Genomic DNA, 17,431 nt, shown 5'->3' with positions numbered 1-17,431 from the left:
GCCCCGCTCACCGAACCGCGTCGGCGGCGTCGACGAGGTCCGCGACGCGGTCGGCGTCGACCGGGGCGGTCGTCTCGCCGCCCCGTTTCAGCGCGGTGCCGACGATCGCGCCGTCGGCGACGTCGAGCATGTCGGCGACCGTCTCCGGCGTGACGCCGCTGCCGACGAGGCCGGGCGTGTCGAGGCCGTGGTGCTCGCGCTCGGCGACGACCGACCCGAGGGCGTCGGTATCGACCGCCTCGCCGGTCCCCGGCCCGGAGGCGATCACGGCGTCGGCGAGGCCGCGCTCGGCAGTGTCGGCGAACGACTCGGCCGTGTACCCCGCGGGCGTCAGCGGGGCGGAGTGTTTCACGTCGGTGTCGGCGAAGACGCCGACGTCGACGCCGAGGCGGTCGCGCAGGCGGAGCGTCTCGTGGGCGCGCCCCTGGACGATCCCCTGGTCGGTGACGCGGGCGCCGGTGTGGACGTTCACCCGGACGAAGTCGGCGCCGACCGCGGCGGCGACCGAGAGGGCGGCCTCGGCGTCGTTCCGGAGGACGTTGACCCCGAGCGGGAGGTCCGTCTCGGCGGCGACCGCGGTCGCGGCGCGGGTCACGCCGGCGACGACGTGCGGCGGGACTTCGTCGGGGTAGAAGGGGGCGTCGCCGAAGTTCTCGATCACGATCCCGTCGACGCCGCCGCTGTCGAGCGCGCGCGTCGCTCGCGGCCCGGTCGACCGCCGCGCGCATCGCCTCGCGGCCGTCGTCGGGCGCGTTCGGGGCACCGGGAAGCGGCGGGAGGTGGACCATTCCGAGCAGCGGCGCAGCGGTGTCGAAGGTGGATTCGAACTCCATTCTCGGGGACGAGGAGGGCCTCGGACAAAAGCCTCCCCACAGCGTTTAGGCCGCCGGCCACCTGGATCCGGTCGAGATGGGAATCGACGCGACGACGACCGGCGACGGCGACGTGACGCTCGTCTTCTCGCTCGGCGCCGCGCGGTCGCTCGCCGACCCGGCCGCGGCGTTCGCCGACGCGCGCCAGTGGAGCCGCCACGTCGGCATCGTCGCGAACGAGGCGGACCGGGTCGCGCAGTTCGCGGGCGACTACGGGATCGACAACGACTACGCGCTCACGAAGTGGGACAAGTGGGGGACCCTCGCGGACATCCGCGAGCAGAGCGCCGCCCCGCGGTGCGTGTTCGTCGGCACGACCCGCGCGGACGAGCGCGTCGCCACCGAGACGGGCTACGAGTTCTTGCGCGTCGACGAGGCCGCCGAAAAGGCCGGCTGGGAGCTCTCTGACCCGAGCGCGACCGGCGCGGACGGGGCCGCCACTGACGACGAGCGCGGCAGGGGGCGCCTCGGCCGGCTGCGGCGCGCGGTACGCGACGCCATCTCGCGGCTCCGGTGAGGCCTCGGTCCGCGCTCTTCGGTCGCCCGTCGTCCTCCGGGGTCGACCGCGGAAGGTACAAACCGTTCGTCGCCTAACGTGGGGTATGTCCTCACCGCTCGCGGACGAGCCGGTCGAACCGGCCGGCGACGACGCGGAGCCGCTCGACGGAGACGAGTGCGCCGACCACCTCGACGAACTGGGCGACGCGTGGGAGGTCGTCAACGACCACCACCTGGAGGCGAGCTACGAGTTCCCCGACTTCGAGACGGCGCTCGCGTTCACGAACGACGTGGGCGAGCTCGCCGAGGCGGAGTGGCACCACCCGGACATCTCGCTGTCGTGGGGCGAGGTCGGGATCGAGATGTGGAGCCACGAGGTCGGCGGCCTCACCCGCGCCGACTTCGTGATGGCGGCGCGGATGGACCGCCTGTACGCCGCCGACGGCGAGTGACCGCACCCGTCCTGACCTGACACATCAACAAACGGGTTTAAACCCCTCCCGGCGAAACGACGGGTAATGAGCGAGAACGTCTTCCTGGTCCCGATCGACCCGGAGAACTTCGACCGAACCGTCCGGTCCCCGGTCGATCTCACCGACTACCCCGATCGCCCCGAACCCCTCGCCGACCTCGACGAGACGCGCCTGTGGGCCGTCGACGACGACAGCGGCAACGGGTCGACGTTCGAGAAGATGGCGTCGGGCGACCTCCTGCTGTTCTACGCGGACGACGAGTACGTCGCGACCGGCCGCGTCGGCGAGGCGTTCGCGGACGAGGACCGCTGGGTGAGCGGGACCTTCTGGACCGCTTTCCCCACCACGCGGGTGTACACGGTCACCGACTTCGGCGCCGTCGCCGCGCCCAAGCGCGCAGTCAACCGGATCTTCGACTACTCGTCGTCGTACACGCCCGGCTTCATGCGCGTCGCCGACAGCCGCGTGACCGCCGACCTCTCGTCGATCGAGTCCGCGCTGGAACACTACACGAAGCGGAACGCCTGAGCCCGGGCCGCACGCGACGCTCCGTCGCTCCTTCAGTTCTCGACCGAATCCGTGAGCGTCGCGTACGCCGGCTCGTACGCCGCCGCGATCCGGTCGGGATCGCCGCGGACGTCGCCGGACAGCGCCGGCAGCGAGACGGTCGCGAGCGGCTCGATCATCTCCGTCACCGCGTCGACGTGCTCCTCGCGGCTCCCCTCTCGCGGGCTCCCGGCCGCGACCGCGCGGGCCTTGGCGTAGCGGTCGCCGGCGTATAGCCGCGCGCGGCCGGGGTCGACGACGGCGACCGCGTCGGGCGCGACCGGCCCGTCGCGGGGAAGGGTCCCGGCCACGTCGGCGTACGACTCGACGACGACCGGGACTGGCGTCCGCGCGACGCGGTCCGCGAGCCGCTCGATCGCGGGGAGGTGCGCCTCGGCCATCACCTCGTTGAACGCCGGTACGTCGCGCACGCGAGTCGCCTCCGCGAGGGGGAGGCGGTCGGTCAGCGCGTCGGGGAACAGCCCCGCCTCCTCGGCCGCGCCGTTGACGACGAAGCGCGTGCCGGACGCGGTGGTGACGCGGTCGCAGAGGAACGTGCGCTCTGCGTCGCCGAGCATGCCCGTCCGTCCCGGCGTCGGTCGCCAGAGCCGGTGGACGGGGTTGATCGATTCCGGCGTGACCGCCGAGGGCGACGGGGAATCGTCGTCGGCCGCCGCGAGCGCGCGGGTGTTCGCGGCCGCGAGGGTGCGGGCGTCCTTCCCGTAGAGTCGGGCCGCGTCGGTCGCGATCAAATAGTCGTCGTGGTCGAACCAGAGGTCGTTGCCGGCCCGGGGCTTGACGCCGACCGCGTCGCCCGCGCGGTCGGCGAGGTGGGCGACCAGCCCCGCCGAGAAGGTGGTCTTGCCGGCGTCGACGCGCGCGCCGCCGGCGACGAGGTACGTCGGCGGGTCGGATCGGTCCCCGGTCACGCCGACTCGTCGAGTTCGTCGGAGTCAGCGTCCGACTCGGCGTCGGTGTCGGACGCCCCGCTGTGGTCCTCGTCCGTGGCGAGCCCGTAGTATCCCGGGCCGTCCTCGGTCAGGGGCTCGGCGACGACCATGTCGTCGGCGTGGACCATCACCCACGGGACGGCCCAGTCGACCAGCACGGCCTCGGTGTCGGGGTCGACCTCGGCGTCCGGTTCTAACCCCTGAAGCAGGCGACCGATCTCCGGGATCGTGTACATCTGGTCCGGCTCGAACAGCTCCGCGGGCTCGTAGAAGTCGCACGGGTAGGTGGCGTCGAACGCCGACTTCGGTTCGGGCATGCGCGAGCGTACGCGACGGCGTCCGTAAACGCTGCCGATACGGTTCGAACCTCATTCCGTGGGGTGGCGCGCGCCTTCGAGTGGCCGCCGAAGGCGGCCGCGAGGAGCGCGTGCGATGGAGTCGGCCGACTGGAGGGAGGCCGACGAGGCTGGGGCGGTGAGAGGTGCGGTGCCGTGCGGGACGGAGCTCAAACGGGCAGCCGCGCTCGCCGAATCCCAGCGACGCAAGCACCGCAGGGAGTGAGCACGGCGGACGACCGCGGAGCGCAGCGAAGCTGTGGGAGTCGAGCGCGGCTGGGGCTTCGGAGGCGTTCGTCATCGCTTCGCCGGCGACCAGTCATGACCCACACCGCCTACGCGAACCCGTCGCTCACCGGGCAACACGCTGCGAAAAAATGCGGATCTCGACGCGCGTAACGCGTCCGGAGACGCGCTTACTCGAACAGCTCGACGGCCTGCTCGTAGCGGGTGGACGGCTCGTCCCAGTCGACGACCTCAAAGAAGTTGTCGACGAACTCGCCGCGAGCCGGGCCGTAGTCGTGGTAGTAGGAGTGCTCCCAGACGTCGAGCGCGAGGATCGGGTGACCGCCCCAGACCGCGCCCTCGTCGTGGTTGTCGACCACGACGTTGCGAAGCTGATTCGAGAACGTGTCGTACACCAGCAGGGCCCAGCCGCTCGCGCTGCCCGCGGCGGCTTCGAACTCGCCCTTCCAGGCCTCGTACGAGCCGAAGTCCTTCTCGATACGGTCGGCGAGGTCTCCTTCGGGCTCGTCGCCGCCCTCCGGCGACATGTTCTGCCAGAACAGGTCGTGGAGGATGTGGCCCGACGAGTTGTGGGTCACGTCGCGGATGGCCCCGGCCGACGAGGAGAAGTCGTGGTCCTCGCGGTTGGCCTCGAGCGTCTCCTCGGCGGAGTTCCAGCCGTTGACGTACCCCTGGTGGTGGGTGTCATGGTGCCATTCGAGCACCTGTTCGGAGATGTGCGGTTCCAGCGCGTCGTAATCGTACGGCAGCGGATCGAGTTCGTAACTCATGCTTGTATCACCTATCACGAACATGTGCCGGAAACCTGTTAAAGATAATGCGGCACGTGGTACCACGCGTCACCGGACGTGAGTGTTACCGGGCGTTTCAGGCCAGCAGCGATGTGATTGCGGTTCCGGCGGTCGAAAGCGCGAGACGAGAGACCGATCCGAATCGGCTGTCGAGAGAACCGAGTAACTGAATTCGGTTTCGCGGTCGCTCACTGATTCAATCCCGCACGAGACGCGCGCGGCGCGAGCTGCGCCGCGCACCTACGGTGGGACTGGGATTCGAACCGATGTGAGACGGTCACCCTCGCTCCGCTCGGGCGCTGCGACTCACAGGCTTCGAATACCGCACGAGACGCGCGCGGCGCGAGATGCGCCGCGCACCTACGGTGGGACTGGGATTCGAACCCAGGAAGCCGTGAGGCTACCTGCTTTCAAGGCAGGCGCAATGGGCCACTCTGCCATCCCACCACACGTGACTGCTCGGCGTCGGACGACTAAGTGGTGTCGGATCCGACGCACCGGGCCCCGCCGCCGCGCACGAGACGCTCAGTCCCGAACCAATCGTTGCTCGCCGTCCTCGACGACCACGTCCAACCCCTTCTCGTGGACGAACGCGGCCGTGTAGTCCGGCACGACGCGCTCCGCGGCGAACCGCGCGCGGAGCATCGGGACCACGTCGAGGAGGTCCGCCCCGGTCTCCAGCGAGGGGGACGGCTCGACGAAGTCCACGGAGCGGTCGGCGTCGCGGCCGCGCTCCGCGAGCGTCGGCAGCGCGGGCGCCTCGAAAGCGCCGTCGAAGTCGATCGGTTCCGTGAACCCGGCGTAGTACGCCCGGCCGTCCGTCGAGGGCCCGAGGACCACTTCGGTCGTCCGGAGCTTCATCGCCGCGGAGTCGACGCTCGTCCGCGAGAGCAACGGCGCGGTCGGGGTGACGACCGCGACGGAGTCGGCGCCCTCCTCGCGCAAAAGGTGGGTGACGGTGTTGCCGGCGCGCGCGCCGAACGACGAACCGACCTGCCGCTCGAAGCGGACCTCGTCGGTGCCGCCGAGGGTGTCCGCGACGAGCGTCCGCAGCTCCGCCTCCGGACTCGTCTCCGTCCGGTGCTCGGCGGGGAGGTCCTCGTCGTTGGGATAGTTGACGAGGAGCTCGCCGCCGGAGCGGTCGACCGCGAGGACGGCGTCACGGAATTGCGCCTCGTAGAGGTCAGCCGCCTCGGCGGCCGACAGCGGCGTCGACTCGGCGATCGCGGTTCCGACGAGCCCCTCGCGGGGCGGATTCGCCAGCAGGACGACGACGGTCATACGGGATCGCGGCGCGGGAGCGCCTTCAAGTCGCCGTTTCGGTCCGAGGAAGGGGAGCCCGGACGCGCGGACCGATCTGGGAGATGCGGCGGTCGGTCAAGAGAAGTCGCGGCGCATCGCGATCTCGAACCACGGGCAGAGGCGGAGCTGCCGGTACAGCTCGGGGTTCTCGTGGAGGTGGTCGTAGTCGGCCCACAGCATCCCGCCGATCTCGTCGTCGTCCGGGTCCAAGGCGGTGTCGTCGAGGGTCACCTTCAGCACCGCACACACCTCCCACTCGACGCCCTCGTTCGGGTAGTAGCGCTTGTACTCGAACTTGTCCGTCACCCGGAGGTCGTCGTACTGGTCGGGCGAGATGCCCAGCTCCTCTTCGAGGCGCTGCTCGGTAGCGTCCTCCTGAGATTGTCCCTCGACGGGGTGGGAGGCGACCGTGCCGTCCCAGTGGCCGTCCCAGAGGCGCTTGTTCGGCGCGCGCTGGGCCAGCAGGATCCGGCCGTCCCGGTCGAAGACCAGGCAGGTGAACGCGCGGTGGCGGATCCCGTCGCCGGTGTGCGCGTCGAGTCGGTTCACCGTTCCCTGCGCGACGTCGTCCGGGTCGACGGCGATGACGTCCTGAAGCGCGTTCTCGTGGTCGGTGTCGCTCGCCTCGCCGGTCGCGTCGTCGCCGGCGGGATCCCCCGGCGCGGCCGCGTCTTCGGAACTCATGCGCGGTACGTCGCAGACCAAGGCTAATAAGGGTTCGATACGACGGTCGCCTCGCCGCGCCGGTCGTTCCGCTTTGGCCCGCCATCCGCCGATGCTACCGCCCGCCGCCCGGGGGCGCTTCGACGCTCTTAACCGCGTCCCGGCGCTACTAGCCGCGGATGAGTGACCCGGCGCTCGACGTCGTCGAGTTCGTGTTGACGACGCACTTCTACACGCAGAACCGCGACCTCGACGAGAACGACCTGCCCCCGCGGTTCCGACAGGTGTTCTGGTCGGCCGACGCCGCCGAGGACGCCCCCGGCGGCGTGGAGCGACCGCTGAAGGCGACCGACGAGGCCACCCGCACCGCGACGGGCGTCGAGCGACCCTGGGACGCGGTCTCCGACCTCCTCTTCACCCAACGCACGGAGTTCTCCGGCGAGATATCGCTGACGCAGCCCGGAATGGGACTGGAGTGGTACCGCGACCACGCCGACGACGACCGGATCGCCGGGAACCCGACGCTCGTCGCCGCCTTGGAGGCCGCGGACGACCTCGATGCGCCGGTGACGCGCGAGGCGGCGAGAGACGACGTGCGGCCGGTCCAAGCCGACCGCGTCTGGATCGACGCGCTGCTCTCGCAGTACTTCGACGAGGACGAGGACGGGGAGATGCTCGACCTCGTCAACGTCCGCGCGCCCGAGGAGATCGAGACGACGCTGGCGGACCTCGTCCTGACCGGCGACCAGGAGGGCGAGATCCAGAAGATCGTCAAGGCGATCGAACACCGCGAGTACCTCGCGGAGATCGGCCTCCGCGAGATCGGAAAGCTGCTGTTCGTCGGCCCGCCCGGCACCGGAAAGACCACCGTGTCGCGCGCGCTCGCTCACGAGCTCGGGCTCCCGTTCGTCGAGGTGAAGCTCTCGATGATCACGAGCCAGTACCTCGGCGAGACGTCGAAGAACGTCGAGAAGAGCTTCGAGGTGGCCAAGCGGCTCTCGCCGTGTATCCTCTTCATCGACGAGTTCGACTCGGTGGCGAAGACGCGCCGCTCGGACGAGCACGCCGCCCTGAAGCGCGCGGTGAACACCCTGCTGAAGTCGATCGACGAGGTGTCGCTGGTCCGCGACGAGGTCCTCCTCATCGGCGCGACGAACCACCCGGACCAGCTTGACGCCGCCGCGTGGCGCCGCTTCGACGAGATCGTCAACTTCCCCAAGCCGGACCGCGACATGCGCGCGGACATCCTCCGCGTGGTGACCAAGGAGATGAAGATCGCGGACTTCGACCCCGAGGAGGTCGCCGACCGGACCACCGGCCTCACCGGGTCCGACCTCCGGATGGTGCTCCGCGAGGCCGTCCTCGGCGCGCTCACGGAGGACCGGATGACGATCACGCAGGCGGACGTGATGGAGGCGGTCGAGGACTTCGAGGAGCGCGACAACCTCAAGAACATGGACATGATCGACGGGGAGGGCGCCGAAGTCCTCGGCGAGACGGGGTCGAACGACGCCCACGACCACGCGGATCACGACCACGATCACGCCGACGAGGGGTCACCCGACCCGGCCCGCGGCGCCGAGCCGCAGGGACGGACGCAGGACTGACGCGTCGGCTTCGGTTCTGCGGTCGAGTATAAACGCCGAGTTCGCGGCGACTCAGCGCCGAACGCCGGCGACCGTATAGCCGAACCCGCGATCGACGATCCGCGGGTCGAGGCCGGCGTCGTCCATCGCGGCCGCGAGGTCGTCCGGCGCGCGGAACCGCGACTCCATCCCGATCGCGCGTTCGCCGACGGCGAGGAGCCGTCCGAGCGGGTGGTCCGGATCGAACTCCCGGACGACGAGCGCGCCGCCGGGCACGAGCGCGCGGGCCGTCTCCGCGAGCGCGGCGTCCTGATCGGGCAGGTGGTGGAACGCGTCGACGACCGTGACCGCGTCGACGCTGGCGTCCCGGAACGGCAGTCGCCCCGCGTCGCCGGCGAGGCCAGAGAGTCCGCGGACGCGCCGCGCCCGTGAGAGCATCTCGACGGAGGCGTCGACGACCGTGATGTCGGGACCGGTCAGCGCGGCCGCCGCCCGTCCGGACCCGCCGCCGACGTCGAGGAGGCGCTCGATCGGACACTCGGCGTGGGCGAGCCCCGCGGCGAGCGCCTCGCCGTCCGCCGGCGGCATCGCGAGGTCGTACAGCGGCGCTACCCGGTCGAAGAAGCCCACGTCGCCGAGTCCGTACATGAGCGGAATGAGCCCGGCGACGGATAAAGAGCCACCGACCGTGTTTAACCGCTCGACGCCGTACGACGACCCATGGAGTACGCGCTCGTCTGTCCCCCGGACGAGGGGACCACCCTGCGGCTCGATTACCGGGCCTTCGCGTACGCCGGGAAGTTCGTCGTCGGCGGGCCGGGGAAGTCGGTGATCCGGACGCCGGACGGGAGCCCGGCCGCGCCGGAGTGGGAGCCCGACGAACCGCTACCGGAAACGGTCAACCGCGACGCGTTCGACGAGGACGTGATCGCCGCCGTCTCATTCTCCGCGGACCGCACCGACCCCTCCTGCTGTCGACTCCGTTACGTCACCGTCCACGCCGCGCGGCGCGGCGAGGGGATCGGCCCGCGGCTCATCGGTGAGACCGTCGCCGACCTGTCCGCCGCCGGCTTCGAGCGCGTGAAGATCGCCGTGAACAACCCGTTCGCGTACGAGGCGTGCCACAAGTGCGGCTTCGCGTACACGGGGGAGCAGACGGGTATCGCCGAGTTGGAGCTGGCGCGACCGGCGGCGGCGCCCGCGGACGCAGAGCCAGAGCGGTACCGCGAGGGGCTGGAAGCGTTTCGCGAGACTGACGGGGAACTGAGTCGAGCGGAGCGCCGATTCGTCGCCGAGCGGCTGAAGCGCGGGCCTCCGGAACTCGACCGGAGCCCGCGTGACGGCGGCTAGTTGAGCGCCCAGATCGCGTAATTGAGCGCGGTCGCGAAGCAGACCCACGCGAGGTAGGGGAAGAGAAGCGCCGCCGCGCGCCGGTCGACGCGGTCGAACGCCAAGACCGTCGCGACGACCAAGGGGAGGAGGACGGCGAGGACGACGAGCCCGAGGTCGGGGCGTTCGAGCCCCCAGAAGACCGGCGACCACGTGACGTTCAGGACGAGCTGGATCCCGAACAGCGCGAGCGCCGTTCGTACGCGCCCCGCCGACGCCGCACCGTCGCGTCCGGCGAGAGAGACGAGGGCGGCCGCGGCGCCGCACAGCGCGTACAGGATCGGCCAGACGACGCCGAACGCCCAGCCGGGCGGGTAGAAGGCGGGCAGCTCCAGCGCCGCGAACCACGCGCTCTGTGTCGTGGTGAAGGGGACGCCGAGCGCGCCGATCAGGTTGACGGCGACCGCCGCGCCGGCGATGCGGAGGGCGTCGCGTCGGTCCGGAAGCCGAGAGGTCGCGGTCGTCGCCATGGGCGTTCTCGACCCCGCTCGGGCTTAAATCCCGCTCAGATCGCGTCGTAGTCCTCCCGGAACGTCTCCAGCGTGGCCGCGAGCACGCCGATCACGATGGGGCCGACGAAGAGCCCGGTGAACCCGACCGAGTAGATGCCGCCGAACACGCCGAGGAGGATGACCGCGGGGTTGAGGTGCGCCTGCTGGTCGATGACGAGCGGTCGGGCGTAGTTGTCAACCATCGCGATCACCGCGACGCCGTAGACGGCGAGGAACACGCCCGCGGTCACTTGATCGATGATCACGAGGTATGCGGCCGCCGGCCCCCACACGAAGAAGGCCCCGATGAGGGGTAAAAGCGCCAGCACCGCCATCACGAACGTCCAGAACACCACGTTGGGGATGCCGGCGGCCCACAGGCCGAGCCCGGCGACCAGTGCTTGGAGCAGCGCGACCGAGATGTGGCCGATGACGACCCCCCGAGTCATCACGTTGACGCGGTCGACGAGGTCGGCTGTGACCTCCGCCGGCAGCGGGCTCGTCTCTCGGATCCACCCGACGAACGCCGGACCGTCGATAAGGGTGTAGTACACCAGAAAGAGCGCGAGCGACAGGCCGACCGACGCTCGGATCGCCGTGTTCAAAACACCGCTAAACCCGCCGAACAGCGTCTGGACGAGTAGTTCGCCGCCGGTCTGGAGGAGATCGCCGATCTCGGGGTCCTGTCCCGTGAGCGTCGCGATTTCGGCTTCGATCGCGGCCACGTTTATCGACGTCTCGCCCGCCGCGATCGCGGTGAGGTCGCGGACGAACACCAACGTGATGTACGCAAGCGGCAAGATCACGGCGACGATGGCGGAGAGGATGAGCGTCAACGCTGACAGCATCTCGCCGAACCGCGTCGAGACGCGACGGCGGAGCCGGCGCGTGAGCCGCCGGTGGAAGGGGTAGAGGATGAACGCGAGGATCGCCGACGCGATCACGTACTCGACGAACGGGAGGATGACGAAGAGCGTGAGAAGCGAGACCGCTCCCATGAGCAGGAGGAGGAACGATTGCCCGCGGTTCATACGCCACGGTGTCCCCCGCGGATTATAAACGTGCCCGGCAGGCGGACGCGGTCGGCGGGTCTGCCGGCGAACGTGAGAGCGAAGGCGGATCTACCGACCGACCGTGACGGCGATCAGGCGCTCGCTTCGTCTTCGTCGAGGCCGGGCGCGGTCGCCGGGTCTACCTCCTCTGGCTCCTCTGCGCCGCCGCCCACGACCGTCTCGCCGTCGTCGGTCTCGACGTACACGTCGTCCGCGAAGCCGGCTAGCGCATTCTCGTACTCCGGCTCGTCGAGCTTCCCCGGCGTCTCGGGGGCCTCGGCGAGACCCTCGGGCGGGCGGAACTCGCCCAGCGGGTCGTCGATGGTGATCCCGAAGTCGGTGAAGAAGGACTCGTACCGGCGGTAGTGCGCCTCGAGCTCGTCGCCCGGGATCTCCATCATCTCCGTCCAGCCGTGGTTGAAGAAGTCGAAGTTCGCCTGAACGTGGGTGATCTCGCGGGCCTCGGCCTCCGGGAACCCGGCCTCCAAAGCGGCGACGTAGGTGTCCATCGTCGCGTCGAAGAAGCTGTCGAGGTGATCGCGGCGCTCCTCGCGCCGGTCCTCGTCCGCCTTGTTGAGGAAGATGCTCGTGTGGAGGTCGACGAGCTTGTCGTTGGCGACGTCGCCGACGACCGGCGTGGTCAGCGCCTTCTTGGCGGCCCAGTGACGGATGTTCTGCCGGATTTTCATATCCGCGATTGGGCCGGGACGCTCTTGAATGTGTGGCGTCTCATCGGGTCGAAGCGCGACCCGGCAACCGTTTCAGCTCTCGCCGAGCGCGTACACGTCACCCGCATGGGTCGCCGCGAGGACGACGCCGTCGACGACGGTCGGGGCGGCGCGGACGCCCTGGAGGAGGACGTCGGTGTAAGAGCGCTCGCGACTCCGGAAGGACCACCGCTCTGTCCCGTCTTCGACCGCGATCGCGCGGACGGTCCGACCGTCGCCGAGGTACGCGACCCCGTCCGCGACCATCGGCGCGGTCGCGCCGGCGATCTCTTCGTCGCTCCACAGGCGCTCGCCGCCGTCGCCGACGGCGACGAGGCCGAGTTCGGTCGGAACAACCGCTCTGTCGGCCGTGACGGCGACCGATCGCCGGACGGGCCCCGGGAGGTCGTCAGTCCGTTCAACGCTTCCGTCGCCGAGGTCGAGCGCGTACAGGGTCCCGGCCCGCGTTCCGATCAGGACGCGGCCGTCGGCGACGGTCGGCGTCGCGGTCGCGTCGCCGTCGACGTCGGTCGTCCACAGTTCCGCTCCCGAGGCGGCGTCGTAGGCGACGACACGAGGACCGCCCGCGCCGTAGACGACAGTTCCGTCGGCGACGGCGGGCGCGGAAGCGTACTCAGCGAGGTCGTTGCGCCACCGTTCGGTCCCGTCGCGGTCGAACGCCGCGACGGTCTGCGTCTCGTAGCCGCCTCCCACGAACACGCCGTCGGTGGTCACGGTCGGCGCCGTCGTGATCTCCGCGTCGGTCAGCCGCCGCCACCGCACCTCGCCGCTCTCGGCGTCGACGGCCGCCAGTCCGCGGTCTGTCTCGCCTCCGCCGTTCCACACCGTCACGTATGCGATGCCGTCGCGAACCGCCGGCGTCGACGACCCGTCGTGACCGACCTCCGTCGACCACTGTACCTCGCCGGTCGCGAGACCGAGACGAAACAAGGTCCCCGAGAACGAGACGTACACCCGATCGCCCACGACGACCGGCTGTGAGTGGTCGTACCGGTACGGCGTCCGGCGCCAGAACACGTCGACATCGTCTTTCGGTCCCGCCTCCTCGCAGTGTCCTCCGTGCGCCGGTCCCCACTGGAACTGCGAGCGTGCGCCGTCCTCGGCGCCGTTCGTCTCGACCTCCCGGTTCAGTTCGGGGTCCGGGCGGTCGCTGTCCGATCGCTCGTCGTCGCCGCCGCGCACGTTGTCGAGACAGCCACCAACTCCGACGAACCCACCGACCGCCAAGGTAGAGAGGGCAGTTCGTCTGTTCACGCCGCAACGTCCCCGAGAGCGTTATAAGTGCCTTCTGTCGCCGGCGGGGTCGAGGCTTCCGTGGTCGGAATTATTATTGTGTGTGGAGCGCAATACTAAGCCGACCATGGACGACGCTGACGACTGGGCGGCGCAGGTAGAGGCGCAGCGAGCGGCGAAGGTCGAGCAGTTCCGCGACTCGGCCCGGTCGCCGCTGCCGGTCTCGATGCGAGGCGACGCGTTCCCCGGACTGGCGTACTTCGATCCGGACCCGGCGTTCCGGTTCGTGGTCCCGCTCCACGAGCACGACGAGAAGGAGACGGTGACCGTCGAGACGACCGCCGACGGCGAGCAGACGTACAGCCGCTGGGGCGAGTTCCGCTTCGAGGTCGACGGCGAGCAGGCGACGCTTCAGGCGTACCGACCGGCCGACGGCGCGGACCGGTTCTGGGTGCCGTTCCGCGACGCGACCAGCGGCGAGGAGACGTACGGCGCCGGTCGCTACCTCGATCTGGAGCCCGACCGCGACCGCGTCGACGGCGAGTGGATCGTGGACTTCAACCTGGCGTACAACCCGACGTGCGCGTACAACCACGCCTACGAGTGCCCGCTCGTACCGACGGAGAACTGGCTCGACGTCGCGATCGAGGCCGGCGAGCGGGACTTCCCCGCGGAGCCGGCCGGCGCGGACCACTGACCGGGACGCGACTTTTTCTGCGGGCGTCCGCGATCGACCGCCCTCCCCCCGTCGCGAGAAGGCCCCGAGTACGGCGTTTCCGGCGGGCGTGCGTCTCGGCCGCACAGTGGCGGGCGCGGATGACAACCCACATTAACCGTGAATCCGAACGCCGGGATATGAGCGATTCGTACGTGATCGTCGGTGACGGTATCGCGGGCGCGTCCGCGGCCGAGACCCTCCGCGATGAAGTGCCCGACGCCGAGATCACGGTTCTCACGGACGAGGGAGAGTCCCTCTACAACCGGATCCTGATCAAGGAGTACGCGAAGGGGAAGCTCCCCGAGGCCCCGATCTCGATCCATCAGGAATCGTGGTACGACGACCACGACGTCGACCTCCGGCTCAACACGGTCGTCGTCGACATCGACATCGAGAACGACGCGGTCCACACCCACGAGGGCGAGACGTTCGAGTACGATTCCCTCCTGCTGGCCGTCGGCGGCACGCCCCAGCAGCTCCCGGTCGAGAACGCCGACGCGGAGGGGATCCACCACTTCTGGACCTTCCAGGACGCCCGCCGGATCAAAGAGAGCGTCGAGGGCGCCGAGCAGGCTGTCATCGTCGGCGCCGGACTGCTCGGCATCGACTTCGCGGCCATCTGCGGCGCGCAGGGCGTCGAGGCGAAGTACCTCATGCGCGGCGACAACTGGTGGCGCTACGCGCTCTCGGAGGAGGGCGCAGAGATCATGCACGAGGCGATGCGCGAGCGCGGCGTCGAGCCCGTCTTCGGCTCGGGCGTGGACCACTTCGAGGTCGACAGCGACGGCCACGTCGAGGCCGCGGTCGACCCGAACGGCGAGCGCTACGAGTGCGACTTCGCGGGCGTCGCCATCGGGCTCGACTTCAACACCGAGCTCCTCCAAGACACGCCGCTGGAGCTCGACGACGGCATCGTCGTCGACGAGTTCATGCGAACCAACGTCGACAACGTGTTCGCCGCGGGCGACATCACGACGTTCAACGACCTCATCCTCGGCGAGCGCGCGAAGAACGGCTCGTGGGGGTCCGCGAAAGAGCAGGGGACGATCGCCGCCCGGAGCATGGTCGACTACGGCGCCGAGGAGTTCGAGTGGGTCTCCTCGTACTCGATCACGCACTTCGACTTCCCGTTCCTCTCGTTCGGCCACCCGACGCTCGGCGACGACTCCGTGGAGGCGACCACCGGCGAGAACGAGTGGCGCCGCGTCGCGCTGAAGGACGGGAAGGTCGTGGGCGGCGTGCTCATCGGCGACCTCTCGCCGCAGTCCGCCTTCAAGCAGCTGATGCGCGAGGGGCGCGACGTGAGCGGGCAGACCGACCTCCTCATGGAGCCCGGGTTCTCAGTCGACGACCTGGCGGCGACGACGGAGCAGTAGACCGCGGCGCCGCCGTGAGTTCCGGTACCTTTTGGGCCGCGAGCGCGTATTCCTCATACCGATGAGCTCCGGACGGTCCCCCGACGACGAGTTCTTCGCCGCCTTCGTCGCGGAGTGTTCGGACCCGGTGGTCTCACTCGACCGCGAGGGGACCGTCGTCTACGTCAACCCCGCGACCGAAGCGGCGTTCGGCTACGCGCCCGACGAGCTACTTGGACGCGACCTCGCCTCCGTCGTCGTGTCGGACGTGGGCGATGCGGGTAGCAGGTCGGTTCGCGACCGGCTCGCTCGGGCCGAGGGGCTCGACGAGAGCGGGAGCGTCTCGGTGCCGATCCGGCACGCCGACGGTCACACGGTGACGTTCTCCGCCCGCTTTCACGAACACGGCCCGGGTCAAGAGGGCCGCAACGGCGACGGAGACGACGACGGCAGCGGGGGTGGCGACGGCGAGCCGAGTCCGGACGACTGCGACGCGGTGTACACTGGGATCTTCCGCGACGGCGTCGAGGAGATCGGCGGGCAGCGGGCGGAGACGTTCCGCAACCTCGTCGAACACGCCGGGCACGCGATCTACGTCACCGACACCGACGGGACGATCGAGTACGTCAACCCGGCGTTCACGGACAACACCGGCTACGAGACCGCGGAGGCCCTAGGGGAGACGCCGGCGATACTCAACTCCGGCGAGATGTCCGACGAGTACTACGACGCGCTGTGGTCGACGCTCTTGGCCGGGGACGTGTGGGAAGAGGAGATCGTCGACCGGCGGCGCGACGGCACGCCGTACCACGCCCACCAGACCATCGCGCCGGTCGTCGACGACGGCGGCGAGATCACGCGGTTCGTCGCCATTCAGACGGACATCACGGAACGGAAGGCCGCAACGGGGCGGCTGAAGCAGTACCGGGACATCGTCGAGCAGCTCGACGACCCCGTCCTCCTCCAGAACCTCGACGGCGAGTTCGAGCTACTCAACGAGGCGGTGAGCGAGTTCGCCGGGATACCCCGCGAGGAGCTGTACGGCGGCGACGAGTTCGCGTTCATGGACCCGGAGGCGGCCGCCGAGGTCGACGCGCGGCGGCGGGAGGTGCTCGAAACCGAGGCGATGACCGAGTACGAGATATCGCCGACGTTCCCCGAGAGCGACCGGGCGGCGACGTTCAGCACGCAGCGGTACCCCTACTACGACGCCGACGGCGATCTGGCCGGCACGTTCGCCATCTGTCGGGACGTCACCGAGCGCAAGGAGCGCGAACGCGACTTGGAGCGGTACGAGCGCGCGATCAACGGCGCGACCGACCTCATCGCCGCGGTCGACCGCGAGGGTCGACTCCTGTTCGCGAACCCCCAGTACCGCGAGTATCACGACCTCGGCGACGGCGACGTGACGGACGTGACGCTCGCCGACATCGTCCCCGACGACGACTACCGGCGGGTCGATCGTGAGGTGGAGAGCGCGCTCCGGGGGGAGTCGGTGGAGTACCGGACGACCCGGACGCACCCGACCCGCGGGACGCGGACGATGGACGTGCGGTACTACCCCCTCGACAGCCCCGAGAGCGAGGAGCCCGCCGGGGTCGTCGGCGTGCTTCGGGACGTGACCGACAGCGAGAACCGCGCGCGACAGCTCAGGGTCGTCGACAGAGTCCTCCAGCACAACCTCCGGAACGCGCTGACGGTCGTCCGGGGACGGGCGAAGCAGATCGCGGCGGGGGCCGTCGACCCCGCCGACGCGGCCGAGTACATCGTGTCGCGGGCCGACGACCTGCTGGAGACGAGCGAGAAGTCCCACCACATCACCGAGGTGCTGAGCGACGCGCCGGAGACCGAACCCGTCGACATCGGGCGCGTCGCCCGACAGGTGGCCGCGGAGCGGGACGAGGAGTTCCCGAACGCGACGGTCGGCGTCTCGGTGCCCGACGACGGGCACGCGACGGCGTCCGCGACGACGTGGATCTCGCGGGCGATCGACGAACTGGTCCGAAACGCGGTCGAACATCACGACCGCGACCGGCCGACCGTCGCGGTGTCGGTCGAGGCCCGGCCCGACGCGGTCGAGGTCCGCGTCGAGGACGACGGGCCGGGGTTGACCGGGATGGACCGAGACGTCCTCGTCGACGGCACGGCGGTCGACGCGCTGTACCACGGAAGCGGCCTCGGGCTGTGGCTCCTCTACTGGGTC

Annotated in this window: 19 protein-coding genes, 1 tRNA gene and 1 pseudogene; 9 read left to right on the top strand and 12 right to left on the bottom strand. The window is 70.0% G+C overall.

Annotation, left to right across the window (positions count from 1 at the left end):
• Positions 1–7: 7 nt before the first annotated feature.
• Positions 8–833 (bottom strand): annotated as a pseudogene (locus tag B9G49_RS12250) (BtpA/SgcQ family protein).
• 76 nt (positions 834–909) lie between these two features.
• Between B9G49_RS12250 and B9G49_RS12245 the strand changes: the two are divergent.
• The 3 genes from B9G49_RS12245 (at position 910) to B9G49_RS12235 (ending at position 2,371) form a co-directional block, all read left to right on the top strand.
• The gene (locus B9G49_RS12245; RefSeq protein ID WP_086216552.1) at positions 910–1,389 is read left to right on the top strand and encodes a hypothetical protein; all 480 of its coding nucleotides are present in this window, start codon (positions 910–912) and stop codon (positions 1,387–1,389) included.
• 85 nt (positions 1,390–1,474) lie between these two features.
• On the top strand, positions 1,475–1,822 hold the full coding sequence (locus B9G49_RS12240; protein ID WP_049929769.1) for a 4a-hydroxytetrahydrobiopterin dehydratase: 348 nt from the start codon (positions 1,475–1,477) through the stop codon (positions 1,820–1,822).
• Between the two features lie 66 nt (positions 1,823–1,888).
• Positions 1,889–2,371, top strand: a complete 483-nt coding sequence (locus B9G49_RS12235; RefSeq protein WP_049929771.1) for a hypothetical protein — start codon at positions 1,889–1,891, stop codon at positions 2,369–2,371.
• A gap of 32 nt (positions 2,372–2,403) precedes the next feature.
• On the opposite strand, the gene B9G49_RS12230 is transcribed toward B9G49_RS12235, so the two are convergent.
• Both B9G49_RS12230 and B9G49_RS12225 read right to left on the bottom strand, forming a co-directional pair.
• Positions 2,404–3,318 (bottom strand): ATPase, encoded by a 915-nt coding sequence (locus tag B9G49_RS12230; protein ID WP_086216551.1) that lies wholly within the window; start codon positions 3,316–3,318, stop codon positions 2,404–2,406.
• Positions 3,315–3,656, bottom strand: a complete 342-nt coding sequence (locus B9G49_RS12225) for a DUF5827 family protein (protein WP_049929775.1) — start codon at positions 3,654–3,656, stop codon at positions 3,315–3,317. Before B9G49_RS12225 ends, B9G49_RS12230 begins: the two co-directional genes overlap by 4 nt.
• Before the next feature lie 115 nt (positions 3,657–3,771).
• On the opposite strand from B9G49_RS12225, the gene B9G49_RS17175 reads away from it, so the two are divergent.
• Positions 3,772–3,900, top strand: coding sequence for a hypothetical protein (locus B9G49_RS17175; RefSeq protein WP_255376751.1), 129 nt, complete (start codon positions 3,772–3,774; stop codon positions 3,898–3,900).
• A 190-nt stretch (positions 3,901–4,090) separates the two neighbouring features.
• On the opposite strand, the gene sod is transcribed toward B9G49_RS17175, so the two are convergent.
• From sod to idi, 4 genes are all read right to left on the bottom strand, one after another.
• The gene (gene sod, locus B9G49_RS12220; RefSeq protein WP_086216550.1) at positions 4,091–4,690 is read right to left on the bottom strand and encodes a superoxide dismutase; all 600 of its coding nucleotides are present in this window, start codon (positions 4,688–4,690) and stop codon (positions 4,091–4,093) included.
• 384 nt (positions 4,691–5,074) lie between these two features.
• Positions 5,075–5,158: transfer RNA gene (locus B9G49_RS12215), tRNA-Ser, on the bottom strand.
• A gap of 78 nt (positions 5,159–5,236) precedes the next feature.
• Positions 5,237–5,992 carry a DUF2064 domain-containing protein gene (locus B9G49_RS12210; RefSeq protein ID WP_086216549.1) on the bottom strand — a complete coding sequence of 252 codons (756 nt, stop codon included), beginning with the start codon at positions 5,990–5,992 and terminating at the stop codon, positions 5,237–5,239.
• Between the two features lie 96 nt (positions 5,993–6,088).
• Entirely contained in the window at positions 6,089–6,697 is a 609-nt protein-coding gene (gene idi, locus B9G49_RS12205) for an isopentenyl-diphosphate Delta-isomerase (RefSeq protein WP_049929779.1), read from the bottom strand.
• A 158-nt stretch (positions 6,698–6,855) separates the two neighbouring features.
• On the opposite strand from idi, the gene B9G49_RS12200 reads away from it, so the two are divergent.
• Positions 6,856–8,283 carry an ATP-binding protein gene (locus B9G49_RS12200; protein ID WP_086216548.1) on the top strand — a complete coding sequence of 476 codons (1,428 nt, stop codon included), beginning with the start codon at positions 6,856–6,858 and terminating at the stop codon, positions 8,281–8,283.
• Between the two features lie 51 nt (positions 8,284–8,334).
• Here B9G49_RS12200 and B9G49_RS12195 read toward each other — a convergent pair whose 3' ends face one another.
• Positions 8,335–8,910 carry a class I SAM-dependent methyltransferase gene (locus tag B9G49_RS12195; RefSeq protein WP_049929783.1) on the bottom strand — a complete coding sequence of 192 codons (576 nt, stop codon included), beginning with the start codon at positions 8,908–8,910 and terminating at the stop codon, positions 8,335–8,337.
• 72 nt (positions 8,911–8,982) lie between these two features.
• On the opposite strand from B9G49_RS12195, the gene B9G49_RS12190 reads away from it, so the two are divergent.
• Complete coding sequence (locus B9G49_RS12190; protein ID WP_086216547.1) at positions 8,983–9,612, top strand: GNAT family N-acetyltransferase; 630 nt, start codon at positions 8,983–8,985, stop codon at positions 9,610–9,612.
• Here B9G49_RS12190 and B9G49_RS12185 read toward each other — a convergent pair.
• The 4 genes from B9G49_RS12185 to B9G49_RS12170 all read right to left on the bottom strand — a co-directional run bounded on the left by B9G49_RS12185 (position 9,609) and on the right by B9G49_RS12170 (position 13,176).
• Positions 9,609–10,121, bottom strand: a complete 513-nt coding sequence (locus B9G49_RS12185; RefSeq protein WP_086216546.1) for a TspO/MBR family protein — start codon at positions 10,119–10,121, stop codon at positions 9,609–9,611. The genes B9G49_RS12190 and B9G49_RS12185 overlap by 4 nt on opposite strands.
• Positions 10,122–10,156: 35 nt before the next feature.
• Entirely contained in the window at positions 10,157–11,173 is a 1,017-nt protein-coding gene (locus B9G49_RS12180) for an AI-2E family transporter (protein WP_086216545.1), read from the bottom strand.
• A 113-nt stretch (positions 11,174–11,286) separates the two neighbouring features.
• Complete coding sequence (locus B9G49_RS12175; protein ID WP_049929791.1) at positions 11,287–11,883, bottom strand: DUF6149 family protein; 597 nt, start codon at positions 11,881–11,883, stop codon at positions 11,287–11,289.
• A 72-nt stretch (positions 11,884–11,955) separates the two neighbouring features.
• The gene (locus B9G49_RS12170) at positions 11,956–13,176 is read right to left on the bottom strand and encodes a PQQ-binding-like beta-propeller repeat protein (protein WP_233125212.1); all 1,221 of its coding nucleotides are present in this window, start codon (positions 13,174–13,176) and stop codon (positions 11,956–11,958) included.
• Between the two features lie 106 nt (positions 13,177–13,282).
• Between B9G49_RS12170 and B9G49_RS12165 the strand changes: the two genes are divergently transcribed.
• The 3 genes from B9G49_RS12165 to B9G49_RS12155 all read left to right on the top strand — a co-directional run.
• Positions 13,283–13,852 (top strand): DUF1684 domain-containing protein, encoded by a 570-nt coding sequence (locus B9G49_RS12165; protein WP_049929795.1) that lies wholly within the window; start codon positions 13,283–13,285, stop codon positions 13,850–13,852.
• A 158-nt stretch (positions 13,853–14,010) separates the two neighbouring features.
• A complete protein-coding gene (locus tag B9G49_RS12160; RefSeq protein WP_086216544.1) occupies positions 14,011–15,249 on the top strand; it encodes an NAD(P)/FAD-dependent oxidoreductase in 1,239 nt (412 codons plus the stop codon).
• A 61-nt stretch (positions 15,250–15,310) separates the two neighbouring features.
• Positions 15,311–17,431: PAS domain S-box protein (locus tag B9G49_RS12155; protein ID WP_086216543.1), on the top strand; the 2,121-nt coding region annotated here is incomplete at its 3' end.

Origin of the sequence: Halorubrum sp. SD683 (assembly GCF_002135045.1) — an archaeon.
GTDB lineage: Archaea > Halobacteriota > Halobacteria > Halobacteriales > Haloferacaceae > Halorubrum > Halorubrum ezzemoulense.
This window is presented reverse-complemented; position numbering and strand designations above follow the sequence as displayed.

What these genes read in the sequence shown, in the direction of transcription:
- B9G49_RS12245 (WP_086216552.1), top strand. Translation starts at nt 910, where the DNA reads ATGGGAATCGACGCGACGACGACCGGCGACGGCGACGTGACGCTCGTC.
- B9G49_RS12240 (WP_049929769.1), top strand. Translation starts at nt 1,475, where the DNA reads ATGTCCTCACCGCTCGCGGACGAGCCGGTCGAACCGGCCGGCGACGAC.
- B9G49_RS12235 (WP_049929771.1), top strand. Translation starts at nt 1,889, where the DNA reads ATGAGCGAGAACGTCTTCCTGGTCCCGATCGACCCGGAGAACTTCGAC.
- B9G49_RS12225 (WP_049929775.1), bottom strand. Translation starts at nt 3,656, where the DNA reads ATGCCCGAACCGAAGTCGGCGTTCGACGCCACCTACCCGTGCGACTTC.
- B9G49_RS17175 (WP_255376751.1), top strand. Translation starts at nt 3,772, where the DNA reads ATGGAGTCGGCCGACTGGAGGGAGGCCGACGAGGCTGGGGCGGTGAGA.
- sod (WP_086216550.1), bottom strand. Translation starts at nt 4,690, where the DNA reads ATGAGTTACGAACTCGATCCGCTGCCGTACGATTACGACGCGCTGGAA.
- B9G49_RS12210 (WP_086216549.1), bottom strand. Translation starts at nt 5,992, where the DNA reads ATGACCGTCGTCGTCCTGCTGGCGAATCCGCCCCGCGAGGGGCTCGTC.
- idi (WP_049929779.1), bottom strand. Translation starts at nt 6,697, where the DNA reads ATGAGTTCCGAAGACGCGGCCGCGCCGGGGGATCCCGCCGGCGACGAC.
- B9G49_RS12200 (WP_086216548.1), top strand. Translation starts at nt 6,856, where the DNA reads ATGAGTGACCCGGCGCTCGACGTCGTCGAGTTCGTGTTGACGACGCAC.
- B9G49_RS12195 (WP_049929783.1), bottom strand. Translation starts at nt 8,910, where the DNA reads ATGTACGGACTCGGCGACGTGGGCTTCTTCGACCGGGTAGCGCCGCTG.
- B9G49_RS12190 (WP_086216547.1), top strand. Translation starts at nt 8,983, where the DNA reads ATGGAGTACGCGCTCGTCTGTCCCCCGGACGAGGGGACCACCCTGCGG.
- B9G49_RS12185 (WP_086216546.1), bottom strand. Translation starts at nt 10,121, where the DNA reads ATGGCGACGACCGCGACCTCTCGGCTTCCGGACCGACGCGACGCCCTC.
- B9G49_RS12180 (WP_086216545.1), bottom strand. Translation starts at nt 11,173, where the DNA reads ATGAACCGCGGGCAATCGTTCCTCCTCCTGCTCATGGGAGCGGTCTCG.
- B9G49_RS12175 (WP_049929791.1), bottom strand. Translation starts at nt 11,883, where the DNA reads ATGAAAATCCGGCAGAACATCCGTCACTGGGCCGCCAAGAAGGCGCTG.
- B9G49_RS12165 (WP_049929795.1), top strand. Translation starts at nt 13,283, where the DNA reads ATGGACGACGCTGACGACTGGGCGGCGCAGGTAGAGGCGCAGCGAGCG.
- B9G49_RS12160 (WP_086216544.1), top strand. Translation starts at nt 14,011, where the DNA reads ATGAGCGATTCGTACGTGATCGTCGGTGACGGTATCGCGGGCGCGTCC.